The sequence below is a fragment of the Streptomyces hyaluromycini genome, assembly GCF_002217755.1.
Classification (GTDB): domain Bacteria; phylum Actinomycetota; class Actinomycetes; order Streptomycetales; family Streptomycetaceae; genus Streptomyces; species Streptomyces hyaluromycini.
This window is the reverse complement of the sequence record NZ_BCFL01000025.1, coordinates 169283-183938: the sequence shown is the minus strand read 5'-3', so window position 1 is coordinate 183938 and position 14656 is coordinate 169283. Positions and strand designations below refer to the sequence as shown.

13 protein-coding genes are annotated in these 14656 nt (G+C 72.0%); 6 read left to right on the top strand and 7 right to left on the bottom strand.

Going from position 1 to position 14656, the window contains the following annotated elements:
* Positions 1 to 15: 15 nt before the first annotated feature.
* Entirely contained in the window at positions 16 to 702 is a 687-nt protein-coding gene (locus SSP29_RS33290) for an alpha/beta fold hydrolase (protein WP_089104591.1), read from the bottom strand.
* Positions 695 to 1285 carry a TetR/AcrR family transcriptional regulator gene (locus SSP29_RS33285; protein ID WP_089104590.1) on the bottom strand — a complete coding sequence of 197 codons (591 nt, stop codon included), beginning with the start codon at positions 1283 to 1285 and terminating at the stop codon, positions 695 to 697. The genes SSP29_RS33290 and SSP29_RS33285 overlap by 8 nt, the downstream gene beginning before the upstream one ends.
* 146 nt (positions 1286 to 1431) lie before the next feature.
* On the opposite strand from SSP29_RS33285, the gene SSP29_RS33280 reads away from it, so the two are divergent.
* Positions 1432 to 2691 carry an MFS transporter gene (locus SSP29_RS33280; protein ID WP_089104589.1) on the top strand — a complete coding sequence of 420 codons (1260 nt, stop codon included), beginning with the start codon at positions 1432 to 1434 and terminating at the stop codon, positions 2689 to 2691.
* 15 nt (positions 2692 to 2706) lie between these two features.
* Here the strand turns inward: SSP29_RS33280 and SSP29_RS33275 are convergent, their stop codons facing one another.
* From SSP29_RS33275 to SSP29_RS33255, 5 genes are all read right to left on the bottom strand, one after another.
* A complete protein-coding gene (locus SSP29_RS33275; RefSeq protein ID WP_089104588.1) occupies positions 2707 to 3507 on the bottom strand; it encodes an ABC transporter permease in 801 nt (266 codons plus the stop codon).
* 5 nt (positions 3508 to 3512) lie between these two features.
* Positions 3513 to 4319 (bottom strand): ABC transporter permease, encoded by an 807-nt coding sequence (locus SSP29_RS33270; RefSeq protein WP_089104587.1) that lies wholly within the window; start codon positions 4317 to 4319, stop codon positions 3513 to 3515.
* Positions 4319 to 5326, bottom strand: a complete 1008-nt coding sequence (locus tag SSP29_RS33265; protein ID WP_089104586.1) for an ABC transporter ATP-binding protein — start codon at positions 5324 to 5326, stop codon at positions 4319 to 4321. The genes SSP29_RS33270 and SSP29_RS33265 overlap by 1 nt, the downstream gene beginning before the upstream one ends.
* A gap of 192 nt (positions 5327 to 5518) precedes the next feature.
* Entirely contained in the window at positions 5519 to 6754 is a 1236-nt protein-coding gene (locus tag SSP29_RS33260; RefSeq protein WP_089104585.1) for an ROK family transcriptional regulator, read from the bottom strand.
* Between the two features lie 108 nt (positions 6755 to 6862).
* Positions 6863 to 8116 carry an FAD-binding protein gene (locus tag SSP29_RS33255; RefSeq protein WP_089104584.1) on the bottom strand — a complete coding sequence of 418 codons (1254 nt, stop codon included), beginning with the start codon at positions 8114 to 8116 and terminating at the stop codon, positions 6863 to 6865.
* Positions 8117 to 8280: 164 nt separating this feature from the next.
* On the opposite strand from SSP29_RS33255, the gene SSP29_RS33250 reads away from it, so the two are divergent.
* From SSP29_RS33250 to SSP29_RS33230, 5 genes are all read left to right on the top strand, one after another.
* Positions 8281 to 9288: a hydroxyacid dehydrogenase gene (locus SSP29_RS33250; RefSeq protein ID WP_089104583.1), complete on the top strand. Its 1008-nt coding sequence runs from the start codon at positions 8281 to 8283 to the stop codon at positions 9286 to 9288.
* A gap of 71 nt (positions 9289 to 9359) precedes the next feature.
* Positions 9360 to 10427: a LacI family DNA-binding transcriptional regulator gene (locus SSP29_RS33245; RefSeq protein WP_245883346.1), complete on the top strand. Its 1068-nt coding sequence runs from the start codon at positions 9360 to 9362 to the stop codon at positions 10425 to 10427.
* A gap of 101 nt (positions 10428 to 10528) precedes the next feature.
* Positions 10529 to 11203 (top strand): pyridoxamine 5'-phosphate oxidase family protein, encoded by a 675-nt coding sequence (locus tag SSP29_RS33240; protein ID WP_089104581.1) that lies wholly within the window; start codon positions 10529 to 10531, stop codon positions 11201 to 11203.
* Between the two features lie 57 nt (positions 11204 to 11260).
* Positions 11261 to 12580, top strand: a complete 1320-nt coding sequence (locus SSP29_RS33235; RefSeq protein ID WP_089104580.1) for a radical SAM protein — start codon at positions 11261 to 11263, stop codon at positions 12578 to 12580.
* 458 nt (positions 12581 to 13038) lie between these two features.
* Positions 13039 to 14547 carry a cellulose-binding domain-containing protein gene (locus SSP29_RS33230; protein WP_089104579.1) on the top strand — a complete coding sequence of 503 codons (1509 nt, stop codon included), beginning with the start codon at positions 13039 to 13041 and terminating at the stop codon, positions 14545 to 14547.
* Positions 14548 to 14656: the final 109 nt, after the last annotated feature.

The window sequence follows — 14656 nt, the reverse complement described above, 5'->3', positions numbered from 1 at the left end:
GTCATCCCAGCGGTGTCACCCGGTCCCGAGCAGCGTCTCCCTGACCTGGTCGGCGAACCCGGCCGGGTCTTCGAGGACGCCGAGGTGGCCGCCGGGGAACTCCGTGAAAGCCGCGCCGGTGTGCTCGGCGACGAACTCCGCTGTGCGGTACAGGAGTTGGCCCTCCGAGTCGATTCCGGCCGCGATCGTGAGGCGGGGCAGCGCGGCCGGTGGGCGGTAGGTGGTGAAGGGCCGGAGGACGTGCGCGAGGAAGACGGCCATCGGGGTCCCGGGGGCCGGGCGGGCGGCGCCGAGCTGCTCGATGAGCTCGGTGCGCAGCCGCTCGCCGTCCGGCAGCAGGGTGACGCACGGCGGCTCGTGCGCGATGACGTGCCGGAGCCGGTCCGGGTGGCGGGCCAGCAGGTCGAGGGCGGTGATACCGCCGGCGCTGGTACCGAAGACGTACGCCGACTCGCCCTCGCCCTGCGCCAGTACCTCCTCCAGCACCCGGTGCGCTCCCTCGCTCCAGTCCCGCACGGTCTGGTCGGCGACCGGGTCGCCCAGGCGGCCATGGGCGAGGCCGAGCGGGTCGCAGGTGACGACCGTGAAGTGCGGGGCCAGGCGTTCGGTGAGCGGGCCCAGACCCATCGGGTGCCCCGCTCCGCCGGGGAGCACGAGCAGCACGGGGCCGCTGCCGGTGACGTCGTAGTACAGGTCAGACATGGTGGTCGGTCTCCTCGCGGGGCCAGTTCTCCAGTGCGATGTGCAGGGCGTCGACCGCCCGGTCCCAGGAGGCGCGGACGTCCCGCGGCGCGTTGAAGCCGCCCGATGCCTCCAGGCCGCAGTAGCCGTGGAAGGTGGCGCGCAACAGGCGTACGGCGTCGGTGAGATCGGGCTCGGCCAGACCGTAGCCGCGCAGCATGCCGTAGGTGATCTCCACGGTGCGGCGCATGGCGGGGTTGTCGGGGTCGACGAGGGCGGGGTCGATCCGGATCTGAGTGGCCGCGTACCGCCCGGGACGTTCGAGGGCGTACGCGCGGTAGGCGTCGGCGTAGGCGGCCAGGGCGTCCCGCCCGGACCGCCCGGCCACGGCGACCGCGATCCGGTCGATCATCTCGCCGCCCGCGAGCAGAGCGATCCGGTGGCGCAGGTCCTGGAGGTTGCGGACGTGCGAGTAGAGGCTCGCGTCCCGCACGCCGAAGCGGCGGGCCAGCGCGGACAGCGAGACCTGCTCGAAACCGGCCTCGTCGGCCAGCTCGGCCGCCGCCGCGACCAGCCGGTCGGCGGTGATCCCGGCACGTGCCATGTGCTGCCTCCCCTGGGGTTCCTGGACAGGATCATAGATTCCTAGCCAAGATCCTAGGGTCTCTAGGTTTTGCCCGTCAGGCGATTTATCGCGGCGCGCCCGGCCGGGGTACCGGCATAGAGTGCCGGGAGACGGAAGGGGGAGCCGTGGCGAACGGGGCGCGGCGCGTGACGCGGGCGGCACGGCAGCGGACGGCGGAGGGGCAACCGCTGTGGAGACAGCGGGACTTCGGGTTCTTCTGGCTCGCCCAGACCCTGTCCGTCCTCGGCGACTCCTTCAGCCTGATCGCGCTGCCCCTGCTGGTCCTCCAGGCGACCGGCTCGGTGGCCCGGATGGGTCTGCTCACCGGCGTCGGCGGCGCCGCGATGGTGCTGGCGGCGGTCTTCGCCGGTGTGGTCGTGGACCGGGTCGACCGGCGCAAGCTCCTCATCGCCTGCGACCTGGTCCGTATGGTCCTCTACGGGCTGGTCCCGCTCGTCTGGCTCGCGGGACCGCAGCTCTGGCTCCTGTATGTGGTCCTGCCCCTGTGCGAGGCCGTCGGGATGCTCTTCGCCGTCGGCTACGTCACCGTCGTCCGCGGACTCGTCGGGCCCGGCCGACTCACCGAGGCCAACGGCCGGCTGAACGCCACCGCGGCCGCGGCCGGCGTGCTGGGACCGCTCGGCGCGGGCCTGGTGGCCGCCCGGACCGGGCCCGCCGACGCGGTGGCCGTGGACGCGGCCAGCTACGCCGTCTCGGCGGGCTGTCTCCTCTTCGTGCGGGTCCGGGAGCGCGCCGCGGACGACCGGCCGGTCAAGGACACGGGTCTGTGGCAGGACCTGCGCACCGGGCTCTCGTACCTGGTCCGCCACCCCGTCCTGCGCTCGCTCGCCGGTCTCCTCGCCGTGTTCAGCTTCCTCAGCCTCGGTGTCACCGACCTCGTCATCTACCACCTCAAGCACGACCTCGGCCACGACGACGGCACGGTGGGGACGGTGATGGCCGTCGGCGCGGTCGGCACGATCGCCGGGGCGCTGCTGGTCGCCCGGGTCCGGCGGCGGCTGGGCTTCGGGCCCACCTGGATCGTCTCCACCGCGGTGTGCGGACTGGCCTTCGCCGGGCTCGGCCGGGCGCACACGGTCCCCGCCGTGGCCGTCCTGACCGCGGTCTACCTGGCCTGTCTGGGCATGGCGGGCATCTGCTCCATGTCACTGCGTCAGGAGATCACCCCCGAGCCCCTCCTGGGCCGGGTCACCTCCGCCTACTGGACACTTCAGTACTCGGTCGCCCCGGTCGGCGCTGCCGTCCTCACCTGGGCCGCCGAACAGTACGGGACCGCCCGTGTGGCCGCGGTGGCCGGAGCCTGCTGCACCCTCGTCGCCGCCGTCGGCCTGTGCACCCCGGTCCGCGGCGCGCGGCACAGCTGACGCACGAGCGGAACGTCAGCCGTTCACCCCCGTGTAGTGCCCCAGCGCCCACCGCCACAGCCACCGGGCGGCCAGGTAGGCGAGCAGGCCCAGGAGGGGGGAGGCGGCGGCCAGCCAGTAGGGGGCGCCGGTGGAGTGGCCGTGGCCGGTGAGGACGGCCGCCGGGAAGTAGGCGACGAAGGCGAGCGGGAGGCCGTAGGTGAGGAAGCCGCCGACCGCCCTCGGGAGGACGTTGAGGGGGTAGCTGCCGAAGGTGCCGAGGAGTTCCTCCAGCCAGCGGCCCCAGTAGTCGGCGGCCGGGAAGCGCAGGGATGCCGAGGCGACGACGGTGAACAGGGCGGCTTCCAGGAGCATGCCGCCGAGGACCGCGGCGATCAGGTACGAGATCCTCCCCGCCGTCCAGTCCAGGTGGCTGCGGCCGAGCGCGCCCGCCATCAGGCCCACCGCCACCGTCAGGTCGCCGATCGCGTTGGTCGGGAAGAACTCCAGCTGGACCTGGCGGTAGACCGGGAGGGGGCGGAGCAGATACGCGTCGATCTTGCCCTCCTGGATGTGCCGGCCCAGACCGTGCACCCGGCCCAGGAACAGGACGAACAGACCGTGGGCGAGCATCCGGGTCGCCGGGATGAGCAGGACGTCCGAGCTGTCCCAGCCGCCCATCCCGGCGAACCGGGTCAACAGCACGGTCGCGAACACGATCACCGACACCTGCCAGACCGCCCCGATCGCGATCATCATCAGGAACTCGGTGCGGTACTCCAGCTGGGCACGGAAGTTGAGCTGCGTGACCCGCCACATGATCCGTACGGCGTTCATGGGCCTCAGCCTCCCTGGGAGACGACTCGACGGGCGGCGCGCCGCCACAGGAACCGGGTGAGGACGCGCAGCGCCACCAGCCAGGCGGCCTGGACGCCGAGCTGGAAGCCCGCGTCGGAGAGCGGGATGCGGCCCACGTACAGCGACAGCGGCACGTTGAGCGTGGCCTGGAACGGCAGGAAGGAGCTGAGGACCAGGAACCAGTGCGGGAAGAACCACAGCGGGGCGTACACCCCGGACATCAGGTTCTGCGCGAAGATCAGGATCAGCAGGGCGGCCGTGTTGCGCAGCGTCCAGAAGCACAACTGGTCGATGAGCAGCATGACGTAGTGCAGGACCCACTGGCCGAGGAGCAGGCTGAGCGCGAACACCCCTGCCACGGCCGCCGACTCGGGCGGCACCACGACGCCGGCCGCCAGGCAGATCGCGTATCCGGCCAACGCCCAGGCGAGTCCGTAGAGTTGCTCGCCCAGGGCGCGCAGCGCGTAGTAGCGGTGCGGGGACAGCGGGCGCAGGTACCAGTAGACGACCGTGCCGTAGTACATGTGCTGCGCGACCGAGTCCCGGCCCGCGTACTGGTCCAGCTCCCGCAGCCGGGAGGCGAGTACGGCCAGCACGGCGAAGGTGACCGCCTGGTCCCGGGAGAGCCCGGCCGTCGTACCGGTCTGGGCGTACAGGCCGTGCCACAGGGACGCGACCAGCACCACCTGCACGGTCAGCCGCAGCAGCGCGGCGGTGATGCGGGGCGGGGTGTACAGCTCGCCGAGCGGGGTGACCCGGGCGGCGCGCCAGGCGTAGGTCAGGGTCGTCATCACGCCGCCTCGGCCTTGGCCCTGGCCTCGGCGTAGGCCGCGCGCATCACGTCCTCCAGGTCCGCCTCGTCCACCGCCACACCGGTCACCTCGTACCGCTCGATGACCAGCTTCAGCGCCTGGTGGACGGTGGGCGCGGCCGGACCGTCCGGGCCGAACACCACCTGGGGCCCGTCATGGCTCACCAGCGCGATGCCCGGCAGCGGGCCCACAGGGGTGTGCGGGTCGGCGAGCGTCGCCCGCACCTGCCAGGTGGAGCCGAAGTCCCGGCGGACCTCGTCCAGGGTGCCGTCGAGCACCAGCCGCCCGTGGTTGACCAGCACCACCCGCTCCGCGAGCCGCTCGACCTCGGTCATGTCGTGCGTGGTGAGCAGGACGGTACGGCCGCGCTCGGCCACCTGGTACCGCAGGAACTCGCGGACCTGCTCCTTCACCACCACGTCCATGCCGATGGTCGGCTCGTCCAGGAAGACGACCGGCGGGTCGTGCAGCAGCGCGGCGGCCAGGTCGCAGCGGACGCGCTGGCCGAGCGAGAGGTGCCGTACCCGGGTGTCCCAGAAGGCGGAGAGTTCGAGAAGGTCGTCGAACTCCCGCAGGCGCGCCGCGTGTTCGGCCTTCGGTACCTCGTAGATGTCGCGGAGAATCGCGAACGACTCGCGCACCGGCAGGTCCCACCACAGCTGGGTCCGCTGCCCGAACACCGCACCGATGTTCCGGGCGTTGCGCTCCCGCTCCCGGTACGGCACCACGCCCGCGACCCGGGCCTCGCCGGAGGTCGGGGTGAGGATGCCGGTGAGTATCTTGATGGTGGTCGACTTGCCCGCGCCGTTCGGGCCGAGCAGGGCGAGGAGTTCGCCCGGGGCGACGTCGAAGGAGATGTCGGAGACCGCGTGCTTCTCCACGCGCTCGGGATTGACCAGGGATCGCAGGGCGCCCGCGAAACCCGGCCGCCGGACGGTGGTGTGGAAGGTGCGGGACAGGCCGCGGACCTCGATACTTCCGGCCACGCTGAGGACCCCCTCGTTCCGTGCACGACATACGGCCGGTCGGTTTGGGAGGCCGACCGGCCGCGGATACGCCACGACGGTCGCAGAGCGCCGAGGAGCCCGGCAATGGATTAATCGACCCGCGATTTGGACTGTTCGATCACCGCGAGGAGAGCACGTCGACGGGCGGGACGGCCGGGTCGGCGGGGCCGGTCACCGGGAGGCGGGCACGGTGCGGCCCGTGCGGCCCCCGTTGCGCAGGCCCACCGACCGCAGCGCGCCCTCCAGGGCGAACGTGGCCGCGCCCAGGCAGACCGGGTCGGTGGGGATGGGGGAGAGGACGATCTCGGTGGCGGCGAACGGCCGGCCGAGCGCGTGCCGCCGGACGGCCTCCCGCACCTCCGCCAGCAGCGGTTCGCCGAGCCGGCGGGCCACCCAGCTGCTGAGCACGACCAGTTCGGGGTTGAGCAGGTTCACCAGGTTGGCGATGCCGGCGCCGATGTAACGGGCCGTGTCCCGTACGACCTCGACCGCGACGGGGTCACCGTCCGCCACGCCCCGGGCCAGCGCGTCCACGGTGGCCGTCTGGTCCTCCGGGTGCAGCAGCGGGCTCTGCGGGCTCAACTCCCGCAGATTCAGCATGATGCCGGGGGCGCCGACGTACGTCTCGACGCAGCCGTGGTTGCCGCAGTGGCACAGCCGGCCGTCCAGGACGAGCGTCGTGTGACCCCACTCCCCGGCGCTGTTGCTGACACCCCGGTGCAGTCCGCCGCCGAGCGCGAGCCCGGCGCCGACCCCCGTTCCGAGGTTCACCACCACGGTGTCCCCGCGCCCGCGCGCCGCCCCGAACCACTGCTCGGCCACCGCGCAGGCCCGCAGCGGATTGTCCAGGTGGAGGGGATACGCGATGTGTCCGGACAGCAGGCGCAGCAACGGTACGTCGTGCCAGTCCCAGTTGGGCGCGTACTCGGCGATGCCGGTGGCCCGGTCCACCTGCCCCGGCACGCTCACCCCGACGCCCAGCACCCGCGCGCCCTCGATCCCGGCCTGCGCCACCACCGCGCCGACCGCCGCGGCCACCTGCCCGACCACCTGCTCCGGCCGGTTCTCGCCGGGGCGCACGTCCTCCTCGGCGCGGGCCAGCACGTTCAGGGCGAGGTCGAACAGCTCGACGCGGACGTAGGTCTCCGCGATGTCGACGCCGATCAGCGCGCCCCCCGACGGGTTGACCGCGACGAGTCCGCGCGGACGGCCGCCCGCGGAGTCCTCGAAGCCGACCTCCGTGATCATCCTCAGCTCCAGCAGCTCCCCGACGAGGGTGGCGACCGTGGCCAGGCTCAGCCCGGTGACGGCCGCCAGCTCCTGTCGGGAGGTGGGAGACTCGGCGATGATGTGCCGCAGCACCTCGTAGCGGTTGGCGGTGCGGATGTCACGTGATGTGTGCTTCACACGGCGCAAGGCTATGGCCTGGGAAGCGCTTTCGACAAGCCATTACATTAAGGGTTGGATTAAGTCCGCCAGTCGTGGTCGGCCGTGGTCGGCCGTGGTCGGTCGCGGTCAGCCGTGCAGGACTTCTGCCACGAAGGGGTTCGTGAACTTCCCGTCGGGGTCGAGGTCCCGGGCCAGGGCCCGGAAGTCGGCGAGCCGCGGGTAGCGGCCGCGCAGCACCTCGCCGGGCACGGCGTGCACCTTGCCCCAGTGCGGCCGCGGGTCGAACGGCGCCAGCGCCTCCTCCAGCCGGCGCACCACGGGCAGCACCGTCGTCAGGTCGTCCACCCAGGTGAAGTGCAGGGCGACGGAGTCGCGGCCGTGGGCGGGGCTGAGCCACTGCGGATCGGCGGCGATCGTCCGCACCTCGCAGGTCTGAAGGACGGGCGAGACCGTCTGCCGGATCCCGTCGACGGCGTGCAGCGCATCCACGGCCGCCGCCCTCGGCAGCAGGTACTCCGACTGGAGCTCGTCCCCGCTGCTCGGCGTGAACTCCGCCCGGAAGTGCGGCAGCCGCTCGTGCCAGGGCCCCGGCACCCCGAACTGCTGGGTGCAGTTGCCCGCCGGCATGCCCGGCACCGGGTGCATCGCCTCGGTCGCGGGCGCGGCCCACCCGAAGTCCACGGCCGGCCGGTCGGTGCGCCGCTTCACCCACACCTGCCGGAAGCCCGGCTCCCGCCAGTCGGTGAACAGGCTCACGCTGTAGGCGGCCCCGGACACTGCCGCGAAGTCCAGGCCGTCCAGGGGCAGTTCGGTGTATACAGTCTGCGCCATGTCATATGCCGCCTCCAGGTTCAGGGTGAGCGCGGTGACGGCCCCCAGCGCACCCAGCGAGGTCACCGCACCCTCGAAGCGGGCGTCGCCTCGCGCGATGGTGGCCGTCGAGCCGTCGGCGAGGACCAGCTCCACCTCCCGTACGGGTGCCGCGAGCGACCCGTTGGCCACGCCCGAGCCATGGGTGCCGGTGGCGACCGAGCCGGCCACCGAGATGTGCGGCAGCGAGGCCATGTTGGGCAGCGCGAGGCCCCGCGCATGCACCGCGCGGGCCAGTTCGGCGTAGCGCACCCCGCCCGCGACCCGGACCGTACGGGCCGCCGTGTCCACCTCGACGGCCGGCGGCAGCCCGGCGACCGAGACCAGGACGCCCTCCGGGCCCGGGTCGGCGATGCGGTTGAAGGAGTGCCCGCTGCCCAGCACCCGTACCCGCGCGCTGCCGGCCACCAGCGACCGGAGCTCGTCGAGGGAGTCCGGGCGGTGGAACTCCTTGGCGGTGTAGGTGATGTTGCGCGCCCAGTTGGTGACCGTCTGCGCCGGATCCGTCATCTCTGCCGTCCCATTTCTGTTCGTTCGCCGGGGGGAGTGCCGTCGTTCTCAGGGCAGTGTCCGTCCCCTCCGGGGAGTGCCTGTCCATTGACCCTCTCATTCGCCGAGACCTACGGTAGAGACCGGTTGCTATCCGCGCGTCACCGAGCCGGAAGGTCACTTCCTTGCCCGAGCGTCCCCAGGCACTGTTCGCCATGACGGCCCAGAACGTGCCGCACATCTTTCCGCCGGAGGTGCTCGCGCGACTGTGCGAGTACGTAGAAATCGATCCCACTCTGGTGGCGCACGACTTCACCGATCCCCGGGTACGGGAGACGCTCGCCCGCACCGAGGTCCTGGTCACCGGCTGGGGCTGCCCGGTCCTGGACGCGGCCGCCCTGGACGCGGCGCCGAAACTGCGGGCGGTGCTGCACGCGGCCGGTTCGGTCAAGGGCTTCACCACGCCCGAGGTGTGGCGGCGCGGCATCGCCGTCTCCTCGGCCGCCGCCGCCAACGCGCTGCCGGTCGCCGAGTACACCCTCGCGATGATCCTGCTCGCCGGGAAGGACGTCTTCGCCTTCCGCGACCTGCTGCGCACCCGCCGCGCCTTCCCGTACGGCGACATCGTCCCCGGCATCGGCAACTTCCACCGCCGGGTGGGCATCGTCGGTGCCTCCCGCATCGGCCGCCGGCTCCTCGAACTCCTGCGCCCGTACGACCTGTCGGCCGCCCTCGCCGACCCCTACGTGGACGAGGCGGAGGCCGCCCGGCTCGGCGTCCCCCTGCTGCCGCTCGACGAGCTGCTGCGCACCTCGGACATCGTCACCGTGCACGCCCCGCAGACCCCGGAGACCCGGCATCTCCTCGGTGCCCGCGAACTCGCCCTGATGCCGGCCGGCTCGGTACTGATCAACACCGCGCGCGGCTCCCTGCTCGACCACGACGCCCTGATCGAGGAGCTGCGCGCCGGCCGCCTGACCGCGATCCTCGACGTGACCGACCCCGAGCCGCTGCCCCCCGACTCCCCCCTCTTCGACCTCCCGGGCGCCTTCCTCACCCCGCACCTGGCCGGCTCGCAGGGCAACGAGGTGGCGAGGCTCGGACTCACCGTCGTGGAGGAAGCCGGACGGCTGCTGACCGGAGACGGCCTGCTGTACGCCATCGACCACTCGGTCCTGGAGCGGGCCGCGTGACGGGCCGTCCGCCGGGTGCCTCCGGCCGTCTCGTAGGGTGACCTGAACACATGACGAAGGGGAGCCGAGCGGTGGCGAAGAGGACGCAGCCGGCGCTGAACGGGGACGCCTCGACGGTACGGGACGTGGCCGCGCGGGCCGGGGTCTCCGCGTCGACCGTCTCCCGGGTCCTGGGAGGCACCTACCCGGTCGCCGCCGCCACCCGCGCCAAGGTCCTCAAGGCGATGCGCGAGCTGGACTACGTGGTCAACGCGCACGCCCGCGCGCTCGGCGGTGCCACCAACAAGACGGTCGCCTTCGTCGTGGACGACGTCACCGGCCCCTTCTACGCGCACATCGCCCGCGGGGTCGAGGAGCAGGCCTCGGCGGAGGGCCGGCTGTGCATGCTCTGCACCACGCACGGCGACCCGCGGCGCATCCTCGCCGTCGTGGAGACCATGCGGGAGCAGCGGGCCGACGCGGTGATCGTGGTGGGCGGCGCCCTTCAGGACAAGGCCTACCACGACCGCATGACCCACTTCGCGCACGCCCTGGACCGGTCCGGCTCCCGGCTGGTCCTCGTCGGCCGCCCGCCGCTCGGCCCCGGCGTCCCGGCCACGGTCGTCGACTACGACAACGAGGGCGGCGCCTTCGCCCTCACCACCCACCTCCTCGCCGGCGGCCACCGGCGCATCGCCTACCTGGGCCGGGTCCCCGGCCTGTCCACCAGCGCCCAGCGCATCGCCGGCTTCACCCGGGCCCATGAACTCCTCGGCCTCGCCCCCGACCCGGACCTGATCCTCGACGGCGTCTTCTCCCGCTCCTACGGCTACCAGGCGACCCGTGAACTCCTCACCTCCGGGCGGGAGTTCACGGCGGTCTTCGCGGCCACCGACATGATCGCCACGGGCGTGATCCAGGCGCTACGGGAGTCCGGCCGCCGCATACCCGACGACATCGCGGTGGCCGGCTACGACGACATCCCGGTCGCCCGGGACGTCTACCCGACGCTCACCACGGTCCACGTGCCCCAGGAGGAACTGGGCCGCGCCGCCGTCCGCCTCGCCCTGCACCGCGACGAGCTCCCGGACGGGCAGCATCTGGTGCTCGGGACGCATGTGGTGCTGCGGGAGTCGACACGGCGGGCCGCCGGCGGCTGAGCGACCGGAGAAGTCTGCGGATTTCGTTGTATGGCATGCTGCCGGTTGCTGCAATCGGCAATGCTGTGGTCATTTCACTGCGGTATCGGTAGCGTGCGGGTATGGCCGCTGAATCGCTGTCCCCACGCCTTCCCGTGACCGACCGCACCCGCCATCGCCGGCTGCGCGAGCAGGGCAGTCTCGACCGGGCCGAGCTGGAGGCGATTCTCGACGCCGGGTTCGTCTGCCATCTGGGGGTGGTGGTCGAGGGGCGCCCGCTGGTCGTGCCGACGGTGTACGGGCGGGACGAGCGGCAGCTCTACCTGCACGGCTCGGTCGCCAGCCGCAGTCTCGCCGGCGGTACCCCGGTGTGTGTCACCGTGACGCATGTCGACGGCCTGGTGCTGGCGCGGTCCGTCTTCGAGCACGGCGTCAACTACCGCAGCGCGGTGGTCCACGGCATCGCCCGCAAGGTGACCGACCCCGAGGAGAAGCTGGCAGGCCTGCGCCTTCTCTCCGAACACGCGGCCCCCGGCCAGTGGTCGTACGCCCGCCGCCCGAACCGCAGGGAGCTGGCTGCCACCACCCTCCTCGCCCTCTCCCTGGAGGAGGCCTCCGTGAAGATCCGTACCGGAGCGCCGGACGACGGTGACGGACCGGACGCGGAGCTGGGGCTGTGGGCCGGCGTCCTGCCGCTGACCTCGGCCTGGGGGACACCGGTGACGGATCCCGCACTGCCCCCCAACACCCCCGTACCGGGGCATATTGCGCGCCGTGAGGGGACCCGGCACGGCTGACGCCCGAGCATGGGCATAACGTGAGGAGTCGAACGCCTGAGCCGGGAGGAGAAACGGATGGGCAGCCGTACCGCGCTGGTCGAAGATCTGATGGAGAGGTTCCCGCACGTACCACGGGAAGCCGTCTTCAAGGAGGACCTGCTCCGGGGCGGTCTGGCCTTCGATCCGTCCGCGCTGAGCGACAACGAGAGCGGCGAGGTCAAGCCGAAGTCGTACTTCATCTTCTCCTTCGACCACGGCACCCTGCCCGAGCTGGGCGAGGCCGCGCTGCGCCGGCCCCCGGAGGAGATCATCCTCACCGGCGGGCCGTACGACCTGCGCCGGACCGTGGTGTCCGTGCGGGTGAACCCGGCCTCGCCGTACCGCGTGGCCGCGGACGAGGAGGGCATGCTCGGGCTCTACCTCGACGGGAAGCGGATCGCCGACGTCGGGGTGCCGCCGATGCCGGAGTACTACCGGCACAAGCTCGCCAGCGGGAAGTCCGTGATGGAGGTCGCCCCGACCATCCAGTGGGGCTATCTGATCTACCTCACCGTCTTCCGGGTCTGCCAGTACTTCGGCGCCAAGGAGGAGTGCCAGTACTGCGACATCAACCACAACTGGCGCCAGCACAAGGCGGCCGGGCGCCCGTACACGGGCGTGAAGGACGTCGAGGAGGTCCTCGAAGCCCTGGAGATCATCGACCGCTACGACACGGCGAAGGCGTCCACCGCCTACACGTTGACCGGCGGAGCGATCACCAAGACCGTCGCCGGGCGGGACGAGGCCGACTTCTACGGGCACTACGCCAAGGCCATCGAGGAGCGGTTCCCGGGGCGCTGGATCGGCAAGGTCGTCGCGCAGGCGCTGCCGCGGGACGACGTGCAGCGGTTCAAGGACTACGGCGTACAGATCTACCACCCCAACTTCGAGGTGTGGGACGAGTACCTCTTCAAGATGTACTGCCCGGGCAAGGAGCGGTACGTCGGCCGGGACGAGTGGCACAAGCGGATCCTGGACTCGGCCGAGATCTTCGGCGCGCGGAACGTGATCCCCAACTTCGTGGCCGGTGTGGAGATGGCCGAGCCGTTCGGCTTCAAGACGGTCGACGAGGCGATCGCGTCGACCACCGAGGGGCTGCGCTTCTTCATGTCGCACGGCATCACGCCCCGCTTCACCACCTGGTGCCCGGAGCCGACCACCCCGCTCGGCAAGGCCAACCCGCAGGGCGCCCCGCTGGAGTACCACATCCGGCTGCTGCAGGCCTACCGTCAGACGATGGAGGACTTCGGCCTCTCCTCCCCGCCCGGTTACGGCGAGCCCGGACCCGGCCGTGCCGTCTTCTCCGTCAGCTCCTTCATGGACAGCCTGCCGGCGGAGGAGCCGACGAAGGTGTGACTCCCGGCGGCCCGCCGCAAGTGACTGACGAGAACGGTGAGTCGAAACGCGGTCGCTGTCCGTACTAGGGGGCGGAGTTGTGGACCACGGTGGAAACGAACGCGTTCTCCGGCCGGGCTACGATCCACGGCGAGGTGCCCGCTTCGGCCGTCAGCGTCTGTCCGGTACGGTGACCGCGATCCCCGCGCGCGGTCCGCGTACCCGGTGCGGGCGCTCGACGCGCGGGGGCGGGTGGCGGCCGGGGAGCGGCCGGACAGCTGGGCGCAGCGGTTGACGTGACACCGGGGACCGGTGGTATGGGCGACGGGGAAATCCGTGGCACGACCACCGGTAGCCGGTTTTGAATATGCCGCTTGTCAGTTGTGCAGGAGACGTGAAAAACTCGGGCCCGCCGCGAGGTTCCCCCCAACTCCGTTGCCGATACGGTGAGTTGACCTCGCTTTGGATGCAGGAGACCCATGCCCGACCTGCCGACCCCTCAGGACGCCGCCGAGGCAGCGCTGTTCTCCGAATGCTGGGACGCGGTGCTCTCCTACGCCGACCTGTGCACGTCCGGCTCTCTGACGGCCAATCAACTGGCCACCGAGGCCTTCACGCTCGGTATGCGTGAAGCCCGTGAAGCGGACTTCGCTCCGGTCCGCAGCTCCGGACGGCGCGCCGCCCGGCTGCCGATGATCCCCTTGCTGCTCACCGCCGTGCGCAACACGGCGGCCGCCTGGGAGGCCGAAGGGCTCGGGCACCAGCTCGACCCGGACCTGCGGCTGTGGCTCAACTCCGAGAAGGCCGCCCGCTACACGGGTCTGCCCTTGCAGCGGCCCGTCGCGCTGCGCGGCCTCAGGGACATGCAGGAGGCGGACGCCGAACTGCTGTGGCTGGCCGAGGTGGAGGCGTTGCCGCTGTCCTCCGTGGCACGCCGGCTCGGTCTCGACCCGGTCGTCGTCGCCCAAGAGCTGGAGCAGGTGCGCGTACTCTTCCGCGACCGCTGCCACCGCGCCCACCTCGACACGCCGATGGCCGCCGAGTGCCGCAGCTACGCCCGGCTCCTCGACGCGGTCACCCGGTCCTCCTCCGCCGACACGCCCGAGGACCTCTCCCGGCACCTCGCCACCTGCGTGCAGTGCGCCGAGGCCGCCGCCTGTCTGCGGCTGCACGGCGGCGGACTGCCCGCGGCACTCGCCGGCGGGGTCATCGGCTGGGGCGGCCTCGCCTACCTGGAGCGCCGCCGCCGCGCCGCCGAGGTACGGCTCGGCGCGGGCCGTCCGGTCACCGCTGACCACGACGGCGGCGACCCCAAGGAGGGCAGCGGCCGGGGCAAGGTGCTGCGGCACGGTCTGCTCGGCGCGGCGGTGATGATCTCGCTGGTGGCGCTCGGCGTGTCGATGATGCCGATGGGCGGCGGCTCCGGCGACGACGCTGCCTCCGCCTCCCAGGACGACCGGCAGCCGGTCGCCGACCCCGGCTCCGTCGTCCCGTCGGCCGACCCGACCCCCACGCACACCGCCTCCGCCGTTCCCTCGGCCTCGGCCACCGCCGCCGGCAGTGCGGGTCACAAGAACCCCGACCCGGAGCCCCAGGGCACCTCCTCGGCCACGGCGAGCACCGGCGGCCACCACGCCACCGCCTCCGCCACTCCCACCCCCTCCGCGGCGGCGCCCGACTGCCAGGTCTCCTACGATCTGGTCAACCAGTGGACCGACGGCTTCCAGTCCACCGTCACCGTCACCACCACCCAGGCCCTGTCCGGCTGGCGGGTCCAGTGGTCCTTCCGGGACGGCCAGAAGGTCACCCAGATGTGGGACGCGACCGTCAGCCAGAACGGCGGCGTGGTCACCGCCGACGCCGCGAACTACAACCAGTCGGTGGCCGCGAACGGCACCCTGTCCTTCGGTTTCCTCGGTACCTGGAGCGGTCAGAACTCGGCGCCGTACGCCTTCACGCTGAACGGCGAGTCCTGCTCGTCGAGCTGACCCGCCCGTACGACCGGCGGCCGGGCGGACCCAGGAGGGTGGGTCCGCCCGGCCGCTGACTGTACGTCGGACCAGTCTCTGATCGCTCGTCAGATTCCGTCTTCCGGAA

Excerpts from the sequence above, each read along its gene's own strand:
- SSP29_RS33290 (WP_089104591.1), bottom strand. The coding sequence starts at position 702 with ATGTCTGACCTGTACTACGACGTCACCGGCAGCGGCCCCGTGCTGCTC.
- SSP29_RS33285 (WP_089104590.1), bottom strand. The coding sequence starts at position 1,285 with ATGGCACGTGCCGGGATCACCGCCGACCGGCTGGTCGCGGCGGCGGCC.
- SSP29_RS33275 (WP_089104588.1), bottom strand. The coding sequence starts at position 3,507 with ATGAACGCCGTACGGATCATGTGGCGGGTCACGCAGCTCAACTTCCGT.
- SSP29_RS33270 (WP_089104587.1), bottom strand. The coding sequence starts at position 4,319 with ATGACGACCCTGACCTACGCCTGGCGCGCCGCCCGGGTCACCCCGCTC.
- SSP29_RS33255 (WP_089104584.1), bottom strand. The coding sequence starts at position 8,116 with ATGACGGATCCGGCGCAGACGGTCACCAACTGGGCGCGCAACATCACC.
- SSP29_RS33240 (WP_089104581.1), top strand. The coding sequence starts at position 10,529 with ATGGCCGCTGAATCGCTGTCCCCACGCCTTCCCGTGACCGACCGCACC.
- SSP29_RS33235 (WP_089104580.1), top strand. The coding sequence starts at position 11,261 with ATGGGCAGCCGTACCGCGCTGGTCGAAGATCTGATGGAGAGGTTCCCG.
- SSP29_RS33230 (WP_089104579.1), top strand. The coding sequence starts at position 13,039 with ATGCCCGACCTGCCGACCCCTCAGGACGCCGCCGAGGCAGCGCTGTTC.